The organism is Autumnicola lenta (assembly GCF_031846515.1).
GTDB lineage: Bacteria > Bacteroidota > Bacteroidia > Flavobacteriales > Flavobacteriaceae > Autumnicola > Autumnicola lenta.
The window spans coordinates 11359-29252 of record NZ_JAVRHO010000018.1 but is presented as its reverse complement, the minus strand read 5'-3'; the positions used below and the strand labels follow the sequence as shown (position 1 = coordinate 29252).

Here is a 17894-nt window from a genome sequence, read left to right as displayed (position 1 = left end):
AAATTAAAACAGCGGCATGAGCCGTCATTATTTTTTATGGCACAAAAACCTTCTATTCCAAAAGGCACAAGAGATTTTTCACCGGCAGAGGTGGCAAAGCGGAATTATATTATAGAAAAAATTCAGGATCAGTTCAAAAAATTTGGATTTCAGCCTATAGAAACCCCGAGTTTTGAAAATTCTGATACGCTTATGGGAAAGTATGGCGAAGAAGGGGACAGGCTCATTTTTAAAATTCTGAATTCCGGAGATTTTCTTCGGAAGGCAGACGAAAAGGCTTATTCGGAAAAGAACAGTCTTCAAATAACCTCTTCAATCAGTGAAAAAGCCCTGCGTTACGACCTTACCGTTCCTTTTGCGCGTTATGTGGTACAACATCAAAATGAGATAGAATTTCCTTTTAAAAGGTATCAGATTCAGCCGGTTTGGAGAGCAGACAGGCCGCAAAAAGGAAGGTTTAGAGAATTCTTTCAGTGCGATGCAGATGTGGTTGGGAGTGACAGTTTATGGCAGGAAGTAGAATTTGTACAGCTTTACGATGCTGTTTTTGCCGCACTTAACCTGCAAGGAGTAACCATAAAAATCAACAATCGTAAAATTTTGTCTGGTTTTGCTGAAGTTATTGGTGAAAAAGACAAATTAATAGATTTTACAGTTGCTTTGGACAAGCTCGACAAGGTGGGGGAGGAAGGTGTAAAGAAAGAAATGCTCGAAAAAGGGATTTCTGAGGCTGCCCTGGAGAAAATTCAGCCAATTTTTAGTTTAAAAGGTGATTTTTCAGAAAAAATCGAGGTTTTAAGGCAGATTCTGGCTACTTCAGAAATTGGAAAAGCGGGAATTGAAGAGCTGGAATTTATTCAGAAGGCAATTTTAAGCATGCCCCTTAAAACGGCAATTATCGACCTTGATGTCACGCTGGCACGTGGCCTTAATTATTACACCGGGGCAATTTTTGAAGTTGGTGCGCCACAGGAAGTGAAAATGGGATCTATTGGCGGCGGCGGCCGTTATGACGACCTTACCGGAATATTCGGACTAAAAAATATGAGCGGCGTTGGAATTTCCTTCGGCTTGGACAGGATTTTTCTTGTTCTGGAAGAGCTGGATCTCTTTCCTCCAACCGTTACTGAAAACACGAGAGTACTTTTCATCAATTTTGGTGAAAAAGAAGCTCTATATGCCCTTAAAGCTGTGCGAAAACTCCGTGAAGAAGACGTGACTGCAGAACTTTTTCCCGATTCGGCTAAAATGAAGAAACAAATGAACCATGCCAATAAACGGAATATCCCGTTTGTGGTATTGGCAGGAGAAGAAGAAATGGCTCAGGAAAAATTTACCCTCAAGAATATGAAATCCGGGGAACAGCGAACAGTAAACGCGGAAGAATTGAAGGTAATACTTGCTGCGCAATAATTTACCACCCCGGCCTACGGCCACCCCTCCTTAAAAAAGGAGGGGAGCATAAAGCTTGTTGCTGCAATGGGATCCTCCAAAATGTTAATTATCGGCCTACAGGAATGCTAATGAGAGAAGCACTCGGCTTACGGCCACCCCCTTTTTTAAGTAGGGGAGCATAAAGCTTGTTGCTGCAAGGGTGTCCTCAAAAATGTCAATTATCGGCCTACAGGAATGCTAATGAGAGAAGCACTCGGCCTACGGCCACCCCCTTTTTTAAGTAGGGGAGCATAAAGCTTGTTGCTGAAATGGGATCCTCCAAAATGTTAATTATCGGGCTACAGGATTGCTAATGAGAGAATCAATTGTCCTACGGCCACCCCCTTTTTTAAGGAGGGGAGCAATATAAAGTTTTTATTTTTTTTAAACTCCGAACTCCGAACTCCGAACTCCGAACTCCGAACTCCAAACTCCAAACTTGAAACCTTAATATGCACTTGCATTATTCAGCCGTTGCATTTGCTCTTCAGATAAATTTATATCCATAGCCTCGAAAAAAGCTTTTAAGTGGGATTTCTTTGTAGCGCTGGCAATAGGAGCAGTTATGCCGGGTCTTTCTATAAGCCAGGCCAGTGCTATGGCAGCTTCAGAAACCATGTGCTCATTAGAAATTTCATGAATTACTTTCAGAACAATTTTGCCTCTCTCATCGAAATAGTCTTTAAGAAACATTTCCCTTTCTTTGCCTTTAATGTCTTCTTTATTCTGATATTTCCCCGTGAGAAATCCACTTGCCAGTGAGAAATAGCTTAAAACTGATAAGTTGTTCTCTTTACAAATATCTCTGATTTTTCCTTCAAATTTTCCTCTTTCCATCAGACTGTATTCCGGTTGAAAAACTTCATATTTGGGCAGGTTCTCATTTTTAGCAGCATCTAAAGAAGCCTGAAGTCTTTCCGGAGAGAGATTGGAAGCTCCTATGTATCTCACCTTTCCCTCTTTTATCAATTGCTGATAGGTTTCCAGAGTTTCTTCTACCGGGGTTTTATTATCATCCCAATGTGTGTAGTATAGGTCAATATAATCGGTCTGCAGGCGCTTTAGAGAATCTTCTGAAGCTTTTAAAATATGAGAGCGGGAGATGTCTTTGTCTCCTCCCTGCTGCATACTTGAGCCAACCTTGGTGGCAAGGTTTATCTTATCGCGTACACCGCGCTCCTTCATCCATTTGCCTATAATACGCTCAGATTCTCCTCCATCATTTCCTTCTGCCCAACGGGAATAAACATCTGCTGTATCTATAGTTGTTAGCCCTTTTTCTAAAAGTTCGTCCAGCATCTTAAATGATTTTTTTTCATCCAGCGTCCAACCAAACACGTTTCCGCCAAAGACGATGGGAGCAGTTCTAAGATCTGTATTTCCGAGCATTTTGTATTTCATGAGACTAATTTTTTGTGCATTTTAAAATAACAACTCTTTAAGGTAAAGCAAGTATGATCACGATAATTAGCAAATTTTTAACCTGATTTTGCACTTCGGAGATACTTCTTGAGATTTTTTTAAAATAGATCTGCCGGAGTTTTTGTTATCTTGAAAGGAATTCAAAAACAGTTAAAAATGAAAAACTTAATAGCAGGTTTAACCTTATTATTAGTCCCATTTATTTCAGTTTCTCAAATCACAAATACCGGAGATAAATTCTCCATTACTCCTGAAGGGTTTACGCAGTCGGTAATTCGTGAATATAGCGGGAAAACAGATTCAGATTTGCATGAATCTATTTTTCTATGGGCAAAATATACCATAGATAATTATGAAGAAGCCCTTGTGAGGGATGTTCCTTATGAATATTTAGAGTTCCGGATGTTTGTACCTCAGGGAATTGTCCTGGAAGATAATGGGGAAATCTACCAATGGGATGTGATGATGGATGTTGGCTTCCGGTTAAGAGATCAGGAGATTCGTTACGATATTGGTCTTGTGGAAGTAAGTAGTCCAGATGCGCCTACTTTTGCTCTTGAAGGAGACCCTAATGAATGGTCATTTTTCGACAACGATGGAAAAACCCGTTCTTTTAATAAAGAGGCACAGGAACAGATAAACTCAATAGCCAATAATATTATACGCTCTGTCTCGGCTTATGTCAACCGGGATGCCACCATACCTGCTGAAGAATCAGAGGAATAATCGGTTTTTAATTACAAGGCATAATAAATGTAAAAGTGGTTTTCTCTTCTGTAGAATCTACAAGAATTTCTCCTCCATGAGCTTTGGCAATTTCTGAGGAAATGTAAAGTCCAAGGCCCAGACCGCCACTACTGGATTTGGAGTCTTGCCTGTAGAAAGGATCAAACAGATGCTTTTTTACTTCCGGGGCGATTTTATCTCCTGCATTGCTTACGGCAAGCTTAAAATAGCCATTTTCATTATATGCCTTTACTTCTACAGGCTGATTATCATCACCATGTTTTATAGCATTGCCCAGCAAATTTGAAAATAACTGTGCTATACGGTCTTCATCACATAAAAAGGATTTTTTTAAATCTATGGTGGACTTTATTTCCTGATCTGGTGCCACGGCAGCAATTTCTACCAGTACCTGCTCTAGTGTATTTTTGAGCGAATCGCAGTCTTTTACTTTTGTTAATTTAATACCATCTCCTAAATGTCCACGTGCAAAATCCAGCATGTTGTCTATTAAGGCCTGCATGCGGTAGGAGGTAGATTTTATGGTGGATGCGTACTTTAGTGCTTTTTCATCTGTGGAAAGATGTAATAGAAGATCTGAACACATTCTGATTGTCCCTAACGGATTTCGAAGATCATGTCCTAAAATTGCAATAAATTTTTCCCGTAATTCAGCAACTTCGCGTTCTTCTTTGAGTTCGGCAGTTTTTTGTTCAAGATTTTCCACAGCATCTAGATGGAAAGAAAGTAGATCTGCGAACAGCTTAAACATTTCTATAATCTTGGAGTTATTTACCTTAGCAGGTTTAGGATCCAGGGCGCATAAGGTTCCGAAAAAAGATTTGTCCTTCTTATATATAGGAATTGAAATATAACTCTGGAAGCCATATAGTGATGGAGTTGGATGATTACAGAAGGTGTCGTCTTCATCTACGTGGTCTATGACGACCGGTTTGTAACTCTGCCGTACCTCGTGGCAAAAAGTGGTTTCAATTTTTAATTCGTCACCTGCCTTTAATCCGAAAGAAAGTTCATCTTTAGTGCTACAGGCCAGCCATCGATCCTCGGTTACCCGGGCAATTACGGCAAACCCCATACCGGTTGTCTGGCATATTACGTCAAGAATAGATGGAACAATAGAAATGCGGTTTACCGCGTCGATATCAGCCTGAAATTCATGTGGCTTCTCAGTTATAGAACCCATAAAAATGGTAAGTATTTAGAATAGTTGATGCTAAAATAATAAATAAAAATTATATGCATAAGGTACTGTTGCTACAATGAATGAGTACATACAGTATTATTATTTTCTAGCACTGAATATTTTTAGTTAAAATTAAAGATTTACAATTTTCCATATGCCTGAATGTCTTTTCTATTTATTATCGCACCATAAATTACGATTATAGGATTTAACTGATAATTTCACAAACTAAGTATAGGTACTAAGTATTTTTATCTATATTTGTTTTGTAAATACTTAGATATGAAAAAAATTATAGTTGTTGGAAATGGTATGGTTGGATATAAATTTTGTGAAAAATTAATGGCCAGTCATAAGCGGGAGGAATTCGAGGTAACGGTCTTTGGGGAAGAACCACGTTCAGCATATGATAGGGTTCACCTAAGTGAATATTTTTCTAATGAGTCACCAGATGATCTTCTATTAGCTCCTTTGAGCTGGTACAGTGAAAATAATATAGAGTTACGTACATCAGAATTGATTAGTGAAATTAATCCCGGGCAGAAGCAGGTAGTTACGTATAAAAATCATGTATTTGATTACGACTATCTTGTTCTGGCAACGGGATCTTATCCTTTTGTTCCTCCCGTGGAGGGCTCAGATAAGCCTGGTGTTTTTGTTTATAGAACTATAGAAGACCTGGATGCTATGAAGGCCTATGCTTCAAAAATTAAGGAGCAGGGAAAAAATAAAGCAGCCGTACTCGGTGGTGGACTGTTAGGACTGGAAGCTGCAAATGCAGCTAAGGAACTTGGCTTAAAAACGGATGTCATAGAATTTGCTCCCCGGCTTATGCCACGGCAACTGGATAAATCTGCAAGTGAAATGCTAAAGGCAAAAATCCAGAGCATGGGTATAGGTGTACATCTGGAAAAAGCTACTATAGAAATTGTTGGAGAGGACGGAGTGGAACGGATGGATTTTTCTGATGGTACTTCCCTTCCAACAGATATGCTGATTATTTCTGCAGGAATTCGACCTCGTGATGAACTTGCTGTAAAAGCCGGAATTAAGACCGGAAATAAAGGAGGAATCTGGGTCGATAACAGAATGAGAACTTCAGAAGAAAACATTTATGCTATAGGGGAAGTTGCGCTGTATAATGCAGGAGTCTACGGCCTCGTGGCTCCCGGTTATGATATGGCCCAGGTAGCTGTTGAGCAGATTACCGGAGGCGACAAATTGATGGTAGATGTTATCGATATGTCTACGCAATTGAAACTTATAGGAACAGAGGTTGCCAGTTTTGGAGATCCTTTTATAGATAATGATGATGTCGCTACGATTGTTTATGAAAATAAACGTTCTGGTATTTACAAGCGAATTAATATAAGTAAAGAAGGCGATAAATTACTTGGAGGGATTCTTATAGGTGACTCTTCAGATTATAATAATCTGTTTCAGATTTTTATAAACGGCATGAAACTCCCAAAAAATCCTGAAGATTTAATTATCCCATCCAAAGATGGTAGTGGTGCTGTCGGCAGTGCTATGGATTTTCCCGATTCTGCACAAATTTGCTCTTGTGAAAGTGTTACCAAAGGTGCTATTTGTAAGTCTATAGAAAGTGGTGAGTGTAGCGATCTGGCCGATGTGATTAAGTCAAGCAAAGCTACCACAGGTTGCGGCGGTTGTAAGCCCATGGTGGTGGACCTGGTAAACGGCTCTCTAAAAGCAATGGGAAAAGAGGTAAAGGAAGTCCTTTGCGAACATTTTCAGTTTAGCAGGCAGGAGCTTTACGACCTTATCAAGATCAATAAAATCAAGGATTATAATGAGGCACTCAATCTCTTCGGAAAAGGGGACGGTTGTGAAATTTGTAAACCTGCTCTTTCTTCTATTTTTGCGAGCATTTATATGGAAACGGCCAACAGGCAGGTGACCATTCAGGATTCTAATGACAGGTTTCTGGCCAACATTCAGCGAAATGGAACGTACTCTGTAGTGCCACGGGTTCCCGGAGGAGAAATTACTCCCGAAAAACTGATGGTTTTGGGTGCTGTTGCAAAAAAATATGATTTATATTCTAAGATTACAGGAGGACAACGCATTGATCTTTTTGGAGCAGAGCTGCATCAACTACCGCACATCTGGAAAGAATTAATAGACGCAGGATTTGAAAGCGGACATGCATATGGTAAATCCCTTAGAACTGTAAAAAGTTGTGTTGGATCCAGCTGGTGCAGATATGGAATGCACGAAAGCGTGAGTTACGCCATAAGAATAGAAGAACGATACAAAGGATTACGATCTCCACACAAACTAAAAGGAGGCGTTTCCGGGTGCATTAGAGAATGTGCAGAAGCCCGGGGAAAAGATTTCGGAATTATTGCAGTAGAAAGCGGTTGGAATTTATACGTCTGCGGTAATGGCGGTGCAACTCCAAAACACGCTATCCTTTTAGCAGAGCAACTGGATGATGAAACCTGTATAAAATATCTGGACCGATTCCTTATGTACTACATTCGTACTGCGCCGCCACTTATGAGAACCGCTCCCTGGCTGGAAAAACTTGACGGCGGAATAGATTATCTTAAAGAAGTGGTTATTGAAGACTCTCTTGGTATAGCTGAAGAGCTCGAAAAGGAAATGCAGGAACTGGTAGATAACTATGCCTGTGAGTGGAAGGAAGCTATTGAAAATCCCGAAATGATGAAAAGGTTTAAACACTTCGTGAATTCAGAGGATTCCGATGACAACCTGGAGTTTGTACCTATGCGTGATCAAAAAATGCCAAAAGCCTGGTAGGCGATTAAATCTTAAGATATGATAGATAATTTAATTCAGAACTATAAAACCGTAAATGAAGCAGAAGTTAAAAACTGGTTTCATGCTGGAAAAACTTCAGACTTTCCTGAGGATGGCGGTGGATGTGTAAAATATGGTATGAAACAAATTGCCGTTTTCAATTTCTCCCGAAGATCCAAATGGTATGCATGTCAAAATCTTTGTCCGCACAAATTAGAGATGGTTTTATCCCGCGGAATGATTGGAGATGCAAAAGGCACCCCGAAAGTTGCCTGTCCATTGCACAAAAAAACATTTTCCCTGGAGGATGGATCTAACCTAAATGGTGATGAATTTAAAATTGCTGTATATCCTGTGAAAATTGAAGAGGAAAATGTTTATATTGGATTCTCAGATTAAAATTCCGGGAAACATATGAGCAAATTTGATGAGGCTATAGAGCGCATAGATAAAAAAAATTCCAAAGACCCACATACAGAAGTTTATGAGGGAAAAACATATCCCAAAGAACTTTTGTATTCTGAAAGAATGACAAAGCAACTCCTGGAGTTTGAACCGGGAGCTTCAGAGGAGCTTCAGATTGCGGCAAGAGCTCAACATATTTGTCGCTGGCAAACTCCGCGGGACGAGTATCCCATGACACGAATAGGATATCTAAACTGGCGGAATGATCTTAAAAAAAAGCACGCCTCAATTACTGGGGAAATTCTTGAAGAAGTAGGTTACAATCAGGATTTTATAGACAGGGTTTCTTTTTTGGTTCAGAAGAAAAAGATCAAGAAAGACGAAGAAAGTCAGACTCTGGAAGACGTTATCTGTCTTGTGTTTCTTGAGTATTATTTAGCTGATTTTGAAGCGAAACTTAAAGACGACAGTAAGGATGATAAGATGGTCGATATTATTAAAAAGACCTGGGCAAAAATGTCTACAAAAGGTCATGAGGAAGCTTTAAAGTTAGCACTTCCTGACGAAACCGCAGCTCTGGTAACAAGGGCTCTTTCTTAATTTACTTCCATGCCAGGTGAAGGATTTTCCCTAGATCAAAAAACTTTTAAAAAGTTAAGCAGACTTTATATTCTTGCCTTAAGTGCAATTGCTTTTTCAGTAATTGTAAGCCAAATTCTTATTCATAGATATCTTAATGACCAGGAAAATGATTCCACGGTCGTGAATATTGCGGGTCGGCAAAGGATGTTGAGTCAGAAACTGTCCAAAGAAACCCTTAAGCTTTTAGTTACAGATAAGCAGGACGGGAGAATAAACATAAAAGACAGTATTGAGGCTACTCTGGAGATATGGCAATTTTCCCATCGGGCATTGAGGGAGGGAAATGACAGTCTGGAACTTCCGGGAAATAATAGTGCGGAAATCACAGCAATGTTTAGGAAAGTAGATCCTTACTTTGTGCAAATCACTAATGCTTCTGAAGCTATTATACGGCAACTTGAAGAGAATCCGCAGACTTCTGTGGAAAAGATGCGTGATGAAATCGCTACAGTTGCAAAAAATGAAGCCGGATTTCTTCATGTGATGGATCAAATTGTAAATCAGTTTGAAGAAGAGGCCGGGGAAAAAGTTCGGAGACTGCAAAATCTGGAATGGCTCCTAATGGCCATTACGCTCATTATACTTTTAAGTGAACTACTTTTTATATTTCTTCCAGCTGCAAAGGGGGTGAGGGGAACCATTTACAAATTGCTTCAGGCGGAAAAGGATGCCAAAAAGATGGCAAAAGATGCCGATGAATTAAGTCGTGCCAAGGAAAAGTCTGTAAAGGAATTGCGGGTTCTAAACCAGGCAATGAACAGGACTTTACTTTTTGCGAGGTTAGATGTAGACGGGAATATTCTGGAAATGGGAGAAAAGTTCTCGAGACTTTTCAAATTAAGGAAATACGGAGAATACAATAAGTTTTCAGATTTACTTTCGGCTAAAGAAGAGGAGAGAAAGCATATAGAGCACCTGCTGGAAGAAAACTTCAGAAAAGAATGGCAGGGAGAGGTAAAAGCAACGACAGAAGACGGCAGAACGGTCTGGCTGGAAATGGCACTGATACCATTTAGTGCTACTGCCGATAATTGGGAAATTTTAGTGATCGCTTCAGATATTACCACGCGTAAGGAAGCACAGATAGAGATTGAAGATTTAAGGCAAAAGAGATTTCAGGAAAAAATAAATCAGCAGAAACTGGTTTCCAGTAAGATTATTGAAAACCAGGAAAATGAGCAAAATCGTATTGCCAAAGATATACATGACGGAATTGGGCAAATGCTTACCGGCTTAAATTTTAACCTTGAGAGTATTGATGTTAAACAAACAGAAAAGGCAGCTAAGAAGATTGAAAATTTAAAACAGTTGACTGGGGAAATTATAAAAGGAGTGCGAACAGCTACTTTTAACCTTATGCCTCCGGAATTATCAGATTACGGAATTGTTCCTGCGTTGACCAAACTTACACAGGAACTTTCCAGACTAACGGGAAAGAATATTATTCTGTACGATAAAACAGGTTTTAATCAGCGTCTGGATTCCCTGGCAGAAATAAATATTTACAGGATTACACAGGAAGCAATTAATAATGCCATAAAGTATGCAGATTCAACGCATATTATCGTTTCTGTTTCCCACAGCAATACTATTTTAAGTGTAACCATAGATGACAATGGAAAAGGCTTTGAAAAACAGGAAACTAAATCTGACAGAGCAGATTCCGGTGGTATGGGAATGACGTTTATGAAAGAGCGAATAAAGTATATCCAGGGGCGTCTTTTCGTTACTTCAGAAGTAGGTAAGGGCACAAAAATCACCTTGAACCTTCCATTATCGAAATAACTCCTCTTTACTATAAATTCATTAATTTAGACGTTTAAAAAAAAATCAAAAATGAGCAAAATACGTATAGTTCTCGCCGATGATCATGTTCTGGTAAGAGATGGAATAAAAGCCTTACTTGAAGACGAATCCGATATCGATATAGTAGATGAAGCTTCTGATGGGCTTAAAGCTTTAGAGGCTGTTAAATCATCTCAACCCGATGTTTTGGTTGTAGATATACGTATGCCAGGTCTAACAGGTATAGAGGTGGTAAAGAAGATAAGAGAAGAAAACTTACCGCTAAAAACTCTTGTTCTTTCTATGCACGATTCAGAAGAATATGTCTTGCAATCTGTACAGGTAGGTGCAGATGGTTACCTGTTAAAAGGAGCAAGTAAAGATGAATTTTTAAAAGCCCTGCACAGGGTAGCCGAAGGAGGTAAGTATTTTTCCGGGGATATTTCTTCGATCCTGGTTGATAATTTTTCAAATGGAAAAGCAGCTTCAACTCAAAAGTCTAACAAAACAGTTGAAGATCCTTTTAACCTTACAAAAAGAGAAACCCAGATACTCACCCTTGTGATGGATGGAAAAAGTAATAAGGAGATAGGAGAGGAGCTTAATATAAGTAAGAGAACTGCTGAGGTACACCGTTTTAACCTGATGAAAAAGTTAGATGTAAAAAATCTAATTGAACTTACGAATAAAGCCAGGGAATATGATCTTGTGTAGTAAAAAGAAGATGTCCAGACTAAGCAGATTTTACTTTCTTGGTAATTTTTAGAACCTTGTTTTAGAGAATTATAGAAAAATATGGAATAAATTACTGAGTACATATTTTTTCAAGAAATACGTATTTTTATAAGTATTAGATAAGTATAATTACTTAATTTAGCATTTATAAATCTTACGTCATGAAAAATTCAACTTCAACAAAAGCAACAAAATTCGATTTACGAAACATCAAAAGTGTACCAATTCGTACCTTTTGGATTACTTCACTGGCATTCTTTCTATGTTTCTTTGCATGGTTTGGGGTGGTTCCCTTTATGCCAGACGTGGTGAGGGATTTGGGAATGACTCCTGGACAAAAGTGGAATTCCGTAGTTCTTGCGGTAACGGGAACTGTGTTTGCCCGTTTATTAATAGGTAAACTTTGCGACAAGTATGGTCCAAGGCTTTGTTATACCTGGCTTCTGGTTCTGGGGGCAATTCCGGTTATCCTTACGGGATTTGTTCAAACACCTTTTCAGTTTCTTCTTTGTCGGTTATTAACAGGATTTATAGGAGCGTCTTTTGTAATTACACAGGTGCATACTTCATTGATGTTTTCCACAAACGTTGTGGGAACGGCCAATGCAACTTCTGCAGGCTGGGGAAATCTTGGTGGTGGAGCAAACAGACTGGGAATGCCAATTATAGCCGCTATTGTTATTGGCTTTGGTGCTGCTGAAACAGAAGCATGGAGATATTCTCTTATTGTTGCCGGAATTTTATGTTTTACCATGGGTGTGGTTTATTACTTCTTTACCCAGGATACCCCGGAAGGAAATTTCAAAGATCTTGCTGAAACCGGTGATGTTCCAAAAATCAAAAAAGACCAGGAAGGATTTCTTACAGCTATAAAAGATTACAGGGTCTGGATTCTATTTGTAGTATACGCAGCCTGTTTTGGGATAGAACTTACGGTTTATGGAACAATGGATGATTATTTGCAAAACACCTTTCAGCTTGAAAGAATTACCGCCGGTAACATCGTCCTTTCCTTTGCTTTAATGAACATTTTTGCACGTACCCTCGGAGGTTTTTTCGGGGACAGGTTTGGAAAATCGAGAGGATTAAAAGGAAGAGTGGTATTTTTGTCTTTTATAATGGTGGTCCAGGGGGTAATGCTGGCATCCTTTTCCAGTATTTCAACAATTTATCTTGCTTTCGGGTTTCTAATTTTATTTAGTCTTTCTGTACAAATGGCAGAGGGTGCTACGTTTTCTGTTGTACCTTTTATAAATAAAAAAGCAATTGGATCCATTTCGGGAATTGTTGGAGCAGGAGGGAATGTAGGTGCTTTCCTTGCTGCGATGTTGTTAAAATTTAAATCAGCTGCTTCAGAAAGGGCAGCAATTGCAGCTACTGAGGGACTCGGCGAAGAAGCAATACGATCTGCACAGGCTGCGGCTGCATCCCAGGCGGTTTCCGAAGGCTATCTGTTAATTGGGTTAATAGTGGTAACCACAGGAATTGTGGCACTCGGAATACGTTTTTCAGTAAAAGATGAAAAGATTGCACAGGAAGAACTTCAGGAATCTTATGGTAATACTGCACCTGCAAATGCTTAATTTTAAGCACTGAAAAATTTAAATAGTAAAAGCTTTTCTGAAGGAACAATTATTTGAAAAAGTAATGTCTTTAGAAGAGCTTAAATTGAAAAATATTCGGCACATGCTCGAAAAGGAAGTAAAAAGTACATGTTCATATTGCGGAGTAGGATGTGGTGTTGTTGTAAAAAAAGACGCACGAAACCGCATAGAAGTGGAGGGAGATAAAAATCACCCTGTGAACAAGGGTATGCTTTGTTCAAAAGGAATGAATCTGGACTATGTAGTTAACGATACTTCAGACAGAATTTTATATCCCGAAATGCGCTGGAGCAGGTCTCATCCCCGGGAACGGGTGAGCTGGGACGATGCTATGGAAAGGGCTGCAGGTGTTTTTAAATCCATTATACGAAAGCATGGGCCGGACAGCGTGGGGATTTACGTCTCCGGGCAGTGCCTTACTGAAGAATATTATATCGCCAACAAACTTACCAAAGGCTTCCTGGGAACAAACAATATTGATACAAATTCCCGGTTATGTATGAGTTCTGCCGTGGTGGGCTATAAAAAAACTTTCGGCGAAGATTCTGTTCCCGTAAGTTACGAAGATATTGAGTTGGCAGATTGTTTTCTTATAGCCGGAGCAAATCCCGCCTGGTGTCATCCTATCCTTTTCAGAAGACTGGAAAAGCATAAAGAGGAAAATCCGGATGTGAAAATTATCGTTGCAGATCCACGAAAGACAGATTCCGCAAATTTTGCAGACCTGCACCTTCAGCTAATTCCGGGTACAGATGTGATTCTATATCATGCAATAGGTCGGCAATTGATAAAAAGAGGGTACGTAGACAAAAACTTTGTCACTAAGCACACTGAGGGTTTTAAGGAATACAGGGACAAGGTGATGTCCTTATCTTTAAATCAGTCGGCGAAATTATGCGGAGTTCCGGCTGCTGACATTAAAAAAGCAGCCACTATTATTGGCCGTTCCAAAGGCTTTATAAGTATGTGGGCAATGGGCCTTAATCAAAGTGCAGTTGGTTCTGATAAAAATTTTTCTTTGCTGAACCTCAGTTTGGTGACCGGCCATGTAGGAAAGCCGGGTTCAGGTCCTTTTTCATTAACCGGGCAGCCAAATGCAATGGGAGGACGCGAAGTGGGAGGTATGGCGAACCTGCTGGCGGTGCATAAAGATCTCGCTAACGAAGAACACAGGAAAGAAGTGGCGCAATACTGGGGCGTGGAAGAAATTTCTGCTAAACCGGGATATACAGCTACAGAAATGTTTGATGCGCTGGAAGAAGGAAAGCTGAAGGCAGTTTGGATTATCTGTACCAATCCAGTGGTGAGTATGCCCAACGCGAGGCAGGCAGAGCGGGCGCTCAAAAATGCCAAATTTGTGGTCGTTCAGGATATTTCCCATAAATCTGATACTGTTTCTTATGCAGATCTGGTGCTTCCGGCGGCTGGATGGCTGGAAAAAGAAGGTACAATGACCAATTCAGAAAGAAGGATTTCTTATCTGAACAAAGAAATTCATCCTCCCGGAGAAGCAAGGCCAGATGTTGAAATTCTATGTGATTTTGCAAAAAAAATGGGCTTCCGCGGATTCAATTACAATAGTACCGAAGAGATTTACAAAGAATATGCTGCGATGACCAAAGGTACAAAGATCGATATCTCTTACCTTAATTATGACAGGCTCAAAAACGAAGGCACTTTTCAATGGCCCGTGCCGGAGTATCGTCATCCGGGAACTCCAAGACTGTTTGAAGACAAAAAGTTTTACACACCTTCAGAAAAGGCAATTTTCAATGTTCCGCAAAGTGTGGAGAATACTTCTGCGAAGCCAAATGAAGAATATCCGCTGATTCTCACCACTGGAAGAATCCGTGATCAATGGCATACGATGACCCGTACAGGAAAAGTTGCGAGGTTAAAAACACATTATCCAGATCCTATCCTGGAAATTAATCTCGTTGATGCGTATCTGAATCATATAAAAGATGGTGATGTTACCGAAATTAAAAGTCCGAACGGGACAGTGAGAGTCCGTGCAAAGGTTAGCGAAAATGTACGGGAAGGAGTTGTATTTCTTCCGATGCATTGGGGTAAAAAGCTAAAGAACGATCTTAATCGTGCTAACAATTTAACCCACACAAAAGTAGATCCTATTTCCAAAGAGCCAGATTTTAAATATACTGCGGTTTCCGTTTCCAGATTTAGAAAAACAAAGGAGAAAATACTGGTAATAGGAGCAGGGGCGGCCTCTTTCAGGTTTATTCAGAATTACAGGGAGCATAACGGGGAAGACGAATTGCACGTCTTTTCCAAAGAAGCACATCCTTTTTATAACCGCGTTTTACTTCCGGAGTATATTACTGAAGAACTTACCTGGGAGCAGCTTTTAAAAATTAAGGAGAAGGAACTGCAAAAGCTAAGAATAAGCCTCCACGCAGAAACTTATATAGTCAAAATTGATCCCAAAGAAAAGTTGGTGGTCGATAATAAGGGAATTTCGCATACTTTCGACAAACTGATCCTCGCCACCGGTAGCCGCGCGTTTACTCCAAAAGACGCACAACTGCAACTTCCCGGAAGGTTTACGATGCGGAGTAAAGAAGATGCCGATAGCTTTAAGGCTTATATGGAAGCAACAAAACTTCCGCCGGAGCAGCAACATGTCGTGATCGTTGGTGGCGGACTTTTAGGTCTGGAACTTGCCGCGGCTTTAAAACACAAAAATCTTAAAATAACTATTGTTCAGCGTTCTTCAAGATTAATGGAGCGGCAGCTGGATCTCACTTCCAGCAAACTGCTGGCACAGGATGTTACCGAGCGTGGTATTCAGATTTATTTCGATAATGAAGTAAGTACTGTTTTTGATGATGAAGATACCAGGGAGCTGAATGTTACTCTAAAAAGTGGTAAAATAATCACTGCACATTCCATCGTTTACGCAATTGGTACGCGGCCAAATATTGAAATCGCTAAGGAAAGCGGTATCGTTTGTGGCCGCGGTGTGAAAGTAAATCAACATATGCAGTCTTCCAATCCCGACATTTTTGCTTTGGGTGAGATTGCGGAATTTGAAAATAAATTATTCGGAATAACATCTGCGGCAGAGGAGCAGGCGGCTATTCTAGCCAATTTCATGGCCGGTGATATTAGTAGTACCTACAAAGGTTCAGTTTTAATGAATATCCTAAAATTCAATGATCTGGATGTTTGCAGCATTGGCGACATCAATATCCCTGAAAATGACGACAGTTATGAAGAAATCATTTTTACTGATGTCAGGAAGCGTTATTATAAGAAATGCATTGTAAAGGACGATCTTCTTATTGGTGCTGTTTTAATGGGAAATAAAGACGAATTTGCCGAATTTAAGAACCTTATAGAAAGCAAGATAGAATTATCAGATAAGCGGGACAAACTCCTGCGTGGTGCCGGTAAAGAGAAGCCTGTTTTAGGAAGGCTCGTGTGTTCCTGTAGCCAGGTAGGTGCCGGTAATCTTGAGGAAGCTGTAAGTAAAGGCTGTACCAACTTCGAAGAACTTTGTAAACAAACCGGGGCGGGTCTTGGCTGCGGAAGTTGTAAAACCGAAGTCCGTGAAATACTGAACACATCAAAAGAACTGGCATGAGAAAAAATCTTTTAAGAATAATTGTAAAGGGCGGCGTACTTTCACCTGCGGAATTAAAATCTATAGCAGAAACTGCTGAAGGTGCCGGACTTAAAACCATCTCTTTTGGTTCCCGGCAGGACATTTTACTTCCGGAAGCGACAGACGAGACAAACCTGGAGAAATTTGATAGCTTATCCATTGTAAAGCCGAATTCAGACACTATAGAGAACATCGTTTCATCATATGTTTCAACAAATATTTTTCCCACTACGCCTTGGCTCACCGGCGATCGTTACCTGTACATTCTGGAACAAATTAGATTTGATCCGTTATTAAAAATTAACATTACAGAGCCAAGGCAAAGACTGGTTCCGTTGTTTACAGGACATTTAAATTTTATCGCTTCAGAACATGAAGATTACTGGTATTTGTACATCAGGTTACCGGAATGGGAAAAAGTTGAAATGTATCCGGCATTAATTTACAGCTGGGATATTGGTAAAATCGGGCAGGCAGTGGAGAATATCCTTCAGGAGGAGCCGGAAACCATAGAAATGATTTTTGACCTGGTGAACGATGCTGTCGATACAGAAAACCGAACAGTAGACAAGCCACTGGAAGTGCCGTTCTATCCTTTTCCGTATTATGAAGGGATGAACCGCACGGGAACCGGAAAATACTGGCTGGGTTTATACTGGAGAAACAATAAATACGACCTGGAATTTCTGAAGGCGATGTGTGACCTTTGTGCCGAGTCGAAAATTGGAAGAATTTGCATCACACCCTGGAAATCCTTTATTGTAAAGGGAATTCCCGAAGAGACAAAACTACAATGGGAGAAGTTGTTGGGAAAATTCGGAATAAATGTGCGCCATTCTATGCTGGAACTCAACTGGCATTTGCCGGTAGCCAATGAGGAAGCATTAAGACTTAAAAAGTACCTCGTGGCTAATTTTGACCAGAACGATATTAGTACTTACGGGCTTACCTTTGGGATTGCCAATTATACAAGAAGGGTTTATTATTTCACTTCCATAGTGATCGAAAAGAACAAAACTCCGCAGGATTTATCCGATTTTGACATTCGGGATACGTTTAATTTACTTTATGCACGGGATTTTGACCCCAATACCCGCGAATATATAACGCATGTTCAGGATGTGGATAAAGTGGAATTGCCAAGCCTGCTCATGGAGTTGAGCCAGATGTATTTTGAGCAGCTGGGGAACAAAAAGGAAGAGGAAAAAGCAAAAGGACCGAGAAAAGATGTGATAGAAGCTGAGGTTTTTCAGTGTCAGGAGTGTTTTACGGTCTATGACAAAGCTTATGGCGATGAGACGCAGGGAATTCCAAAGGGAACAGCGTTTAAAGAGCTGGAAGATGACTATACCTGTCCGGTTTGTGAAGCTCCTAAAGCTGCTTTTAAAATGAAGGTATTTGTAAAGCAGGTAGATTAGGTTTTGACGGATTTTCGTCTTCCTGCAAGGTTTTTAAAACCTTGTAGGTATTAAAAAGAAAAGCAAATAATTAAAAAAATTAATCCTGAATCTACCAAAGATCGATA

General features: G+C 40.0%; 12 protein-coding genes. 10 read left to right on the top strand and 2 right to left on the bottom strand.

Annotated features, from left to right (window positions below; all coding sequences use genetic code 11):
* Positions 1-36 precede the first annotated feature (36 nt).
* Positions 37-1413 carry a histidine--tRNA ligase gene (hisS, locus tag RM545_RS12685; RefSeq protein ID WP_311495652.1) on the top strand — a complete coding sequence of 459 codons (1377 nt, stop codon included), beginning with the start codon at positions 37-39 and terminating at the stop codon, positions 1411-1413.
* A gap of 468 nt (positions 1414-1881) precedes the next feature.
* On the opposite strand, the gene RM545_RS12680 is transcribed toward hisS, so the two are convergent.
* Positions 1882-2835 carry an aldo/keto reductase gene (locus RM545_RS12680; protein ID WP_311495651.1) on the bottom strand — a complete coding sequence of 318 codons (954 nt, stop codon included), beginning with the start codon at positions 2833-2835 and terminating at the stop codon, positions 1882-1884.
* Between the two features lie 177 nt (positions 2836-3012).
* Between RM545_RS12680 and RM545_RS12675 the strand changes: the two genes are divergently transcribed.
* Positions 3013-3582 carry a hypothetical protein gene (locus RM545_RS12675; protein WP_311495650.1) on the top strand — a complete coding sequence of 190 codons (570 nt, stop codon included), beginning with the start codon at positions 3013-3015 and terminating at the stop codon, positions 3580-3582.
* A gap of 7 nt (positions 3583-3589) precedes the next feature.
* Here RM545_RS12675 and RM545_RS12670 read toward each other — a convergent pair whose 3' ends face one another.
* Positions 3590-4786, bottom strand: a complete 1197-nt coding sequence (locus RM545_RS12670; RefSeq protein WP_311495649.1) for a GAF domain-containing sensor histidine kinase — start codon at positions 4784-4786, stop codon at positions 3590-3592.
* A gap of 282 nt (positions 4787-5068) precedes the next feature.
* Here RM545_RS12670 and nirB point away from each other — a divergent pair, with 282 nt between their 5' ends.
* From nirB to RM545_RS12630, 8 genes are all read left to right on the top strand, one after another.
* A complete protein-coding gene (gene nirB / locus RM545_RS12665) occupies positions 5069-7573 on the top strand; it encodes a nitrite reductase large subunit NirB (RefSeq protein WP_311495648.1) in 2505 nt (834 codons plus the stop codon).
* An 18-nt stretch (positions 7574-7591) separates the two neighbouring features.
* Entirely contained in the window at positions 7592-7972 is a 381-nt protein-coding gene (gene nirD / locus RM545_RS12660) for a nitrite reductase small subunit NirD (RefSeq protein ID WP_432264586.1), read from the top strand.
* A gap of 15 nt (positions 7973-7987) precedes the next feature.
* Positions 7988-8578 carry a DUF4202 domain-containing protein gene (locus tag RM545_RS12655; RefSeq protein ID WP_311495647.1) on the top strand — a complete coding sequence of 197 codons (591 nt, stop codon included), beginning with the start codon at positions 7988-7990 and terminating at the stop codon, positions 8576-8578.
* Between the two features lie 9 nt (positions 8579-8587).
* Positions 8588-10405, top strand: a complete 1818-nt coding sequence (locus tag RM545_RS12650; protein ID WP_311495646.1) for a sensor histidine kinase — start codon at positions 8588-8590, stop codon at positions 10403-10405.
* A 51-nt stretch (positions 10406-10456) separates the two neighbouring features.
* On the top strand, positions 10457-11119 hold the full coding sequence (locus tag RM545_RS12645) for a response regulator transcription factor (protein WP_311495645.1): 663 nt from the start codon (positions 10457-10459) through the stop codon (positions 11117-11119).
* A 182-nt stretch (positions 11120-11301) separates the two neighbouring features.
* Positions 11302-12723 (top strand): MFS transporter, encoded by a 1422-nt coding sequence (locus tag RM545_RS12640; RefSeq protein WP_311495644.1) that lies wholly within the window; start codon positions 11302-11304, stop codon positions 12721-12723.
* A 103-nt stretch (positions 12724-12826) separates the two neighbouring features.
* A complete protein-coding gene (locus RM545_RS12635; protein WP_311495643.1) occupies positions 12827-16348 on the top strand; it encodes a molybdopterin-dependent oxidoreductase in 3522 nt (1173 codons plus the stop codon).
* The gene (locus RM545_RS12630; protein ID WP_311495642.1) at positions 16345-17787 is read left to right on the top strand and encodes a rubredoxin; all 1443 of its coding nucleotides are present in this window, start codon (positions 16345-16347) and stop codon (positions 17785-17787) included. Before RM545_RS12635 ends, RM545_RS12630 begins: the two co-directional genes overlap by 4 nt.
* Positions 17788-17894: the final 107 nt, after the last annotated feature.

Coding starts and splice junctions, on each gene's coding strand:
- hisS (WP_311495652.1), top strand. CDS start 37: ATGGCACAAAAACCTTCTATTCCAAAAGGCACAAGAGATTTTTCACCG.
- RM545_RS12680 (WP_311495651.1), bottom strand. CDS start 2,835: ATGAAATACAAAATGCTCGGAAATACAGATCTTAGAACTGCTCCCATC.
- RM545_RS12675 (WP_311495650.1), top strand. CDS start 3,013: ATGAAAAACTTAATAGCAGGTTTAACCTTATTATTAGTCCCATTTATT.
- RM545_RS12670 (WP_311495649.1), bottom strand. CDS start 4,786: ATGGGTTCTATAACTGAGAAGCCACATGAATTTCAGGCTGATATCGAC.
- nirB (WP_311495648.1), top strand. CDS start 5,069: ATGAAAAAAATTATAGTTGTTGGAAATGGTATGGTTGGATATAAATTT.
- nirD (WP_432264586.1), top strand. CDS start 7,592: ATGATAGATAATTTAATTCAGAACTATAAAACCGTAAATGAAGCAGAA.
- RM545_RS12655 (WP_311495647.1), top strand. CDS start 7,988: ATGAGCAAATTTGATGAGGCTATAGAGCGCATAGATAAAAAAAATTCC.
- RM545_RS12650 (WP_311495646.1), top strand. CDS start 8,588: ATGCCAGGTGAAGGATTTTCCCTAGATCAAAAAACTTTTAAAAAGTTA.
- RM545_RS12645 (WP_311495645.1), top strand. CDS start 10,457: ATGAGCAAAATACGTATAGTTCTCGCCGATGATCATGTTCTGGTAAGA.
- RM545_RS12640 (WP_311495644.1), top strand. CDS start 11,302: ATGAAAAATTCAACTTCAACAAAAGCAACAAAATTCGATTTACGAAAC.
- RM545_RS12635 (WP_311495643.1), top strand. CDS start 12,827: ATGCTCGAAAAGGAAGTAAAAAGTACATGTTCATATTGCGGAGTAGGA.
- RM545_RS12630 (WP_311495642.1), top strand. CDS start 16,345: ATGAGAAAAAATCTTTTAAGAATAATTGTAAAGGGCGGCGTACTTTCA.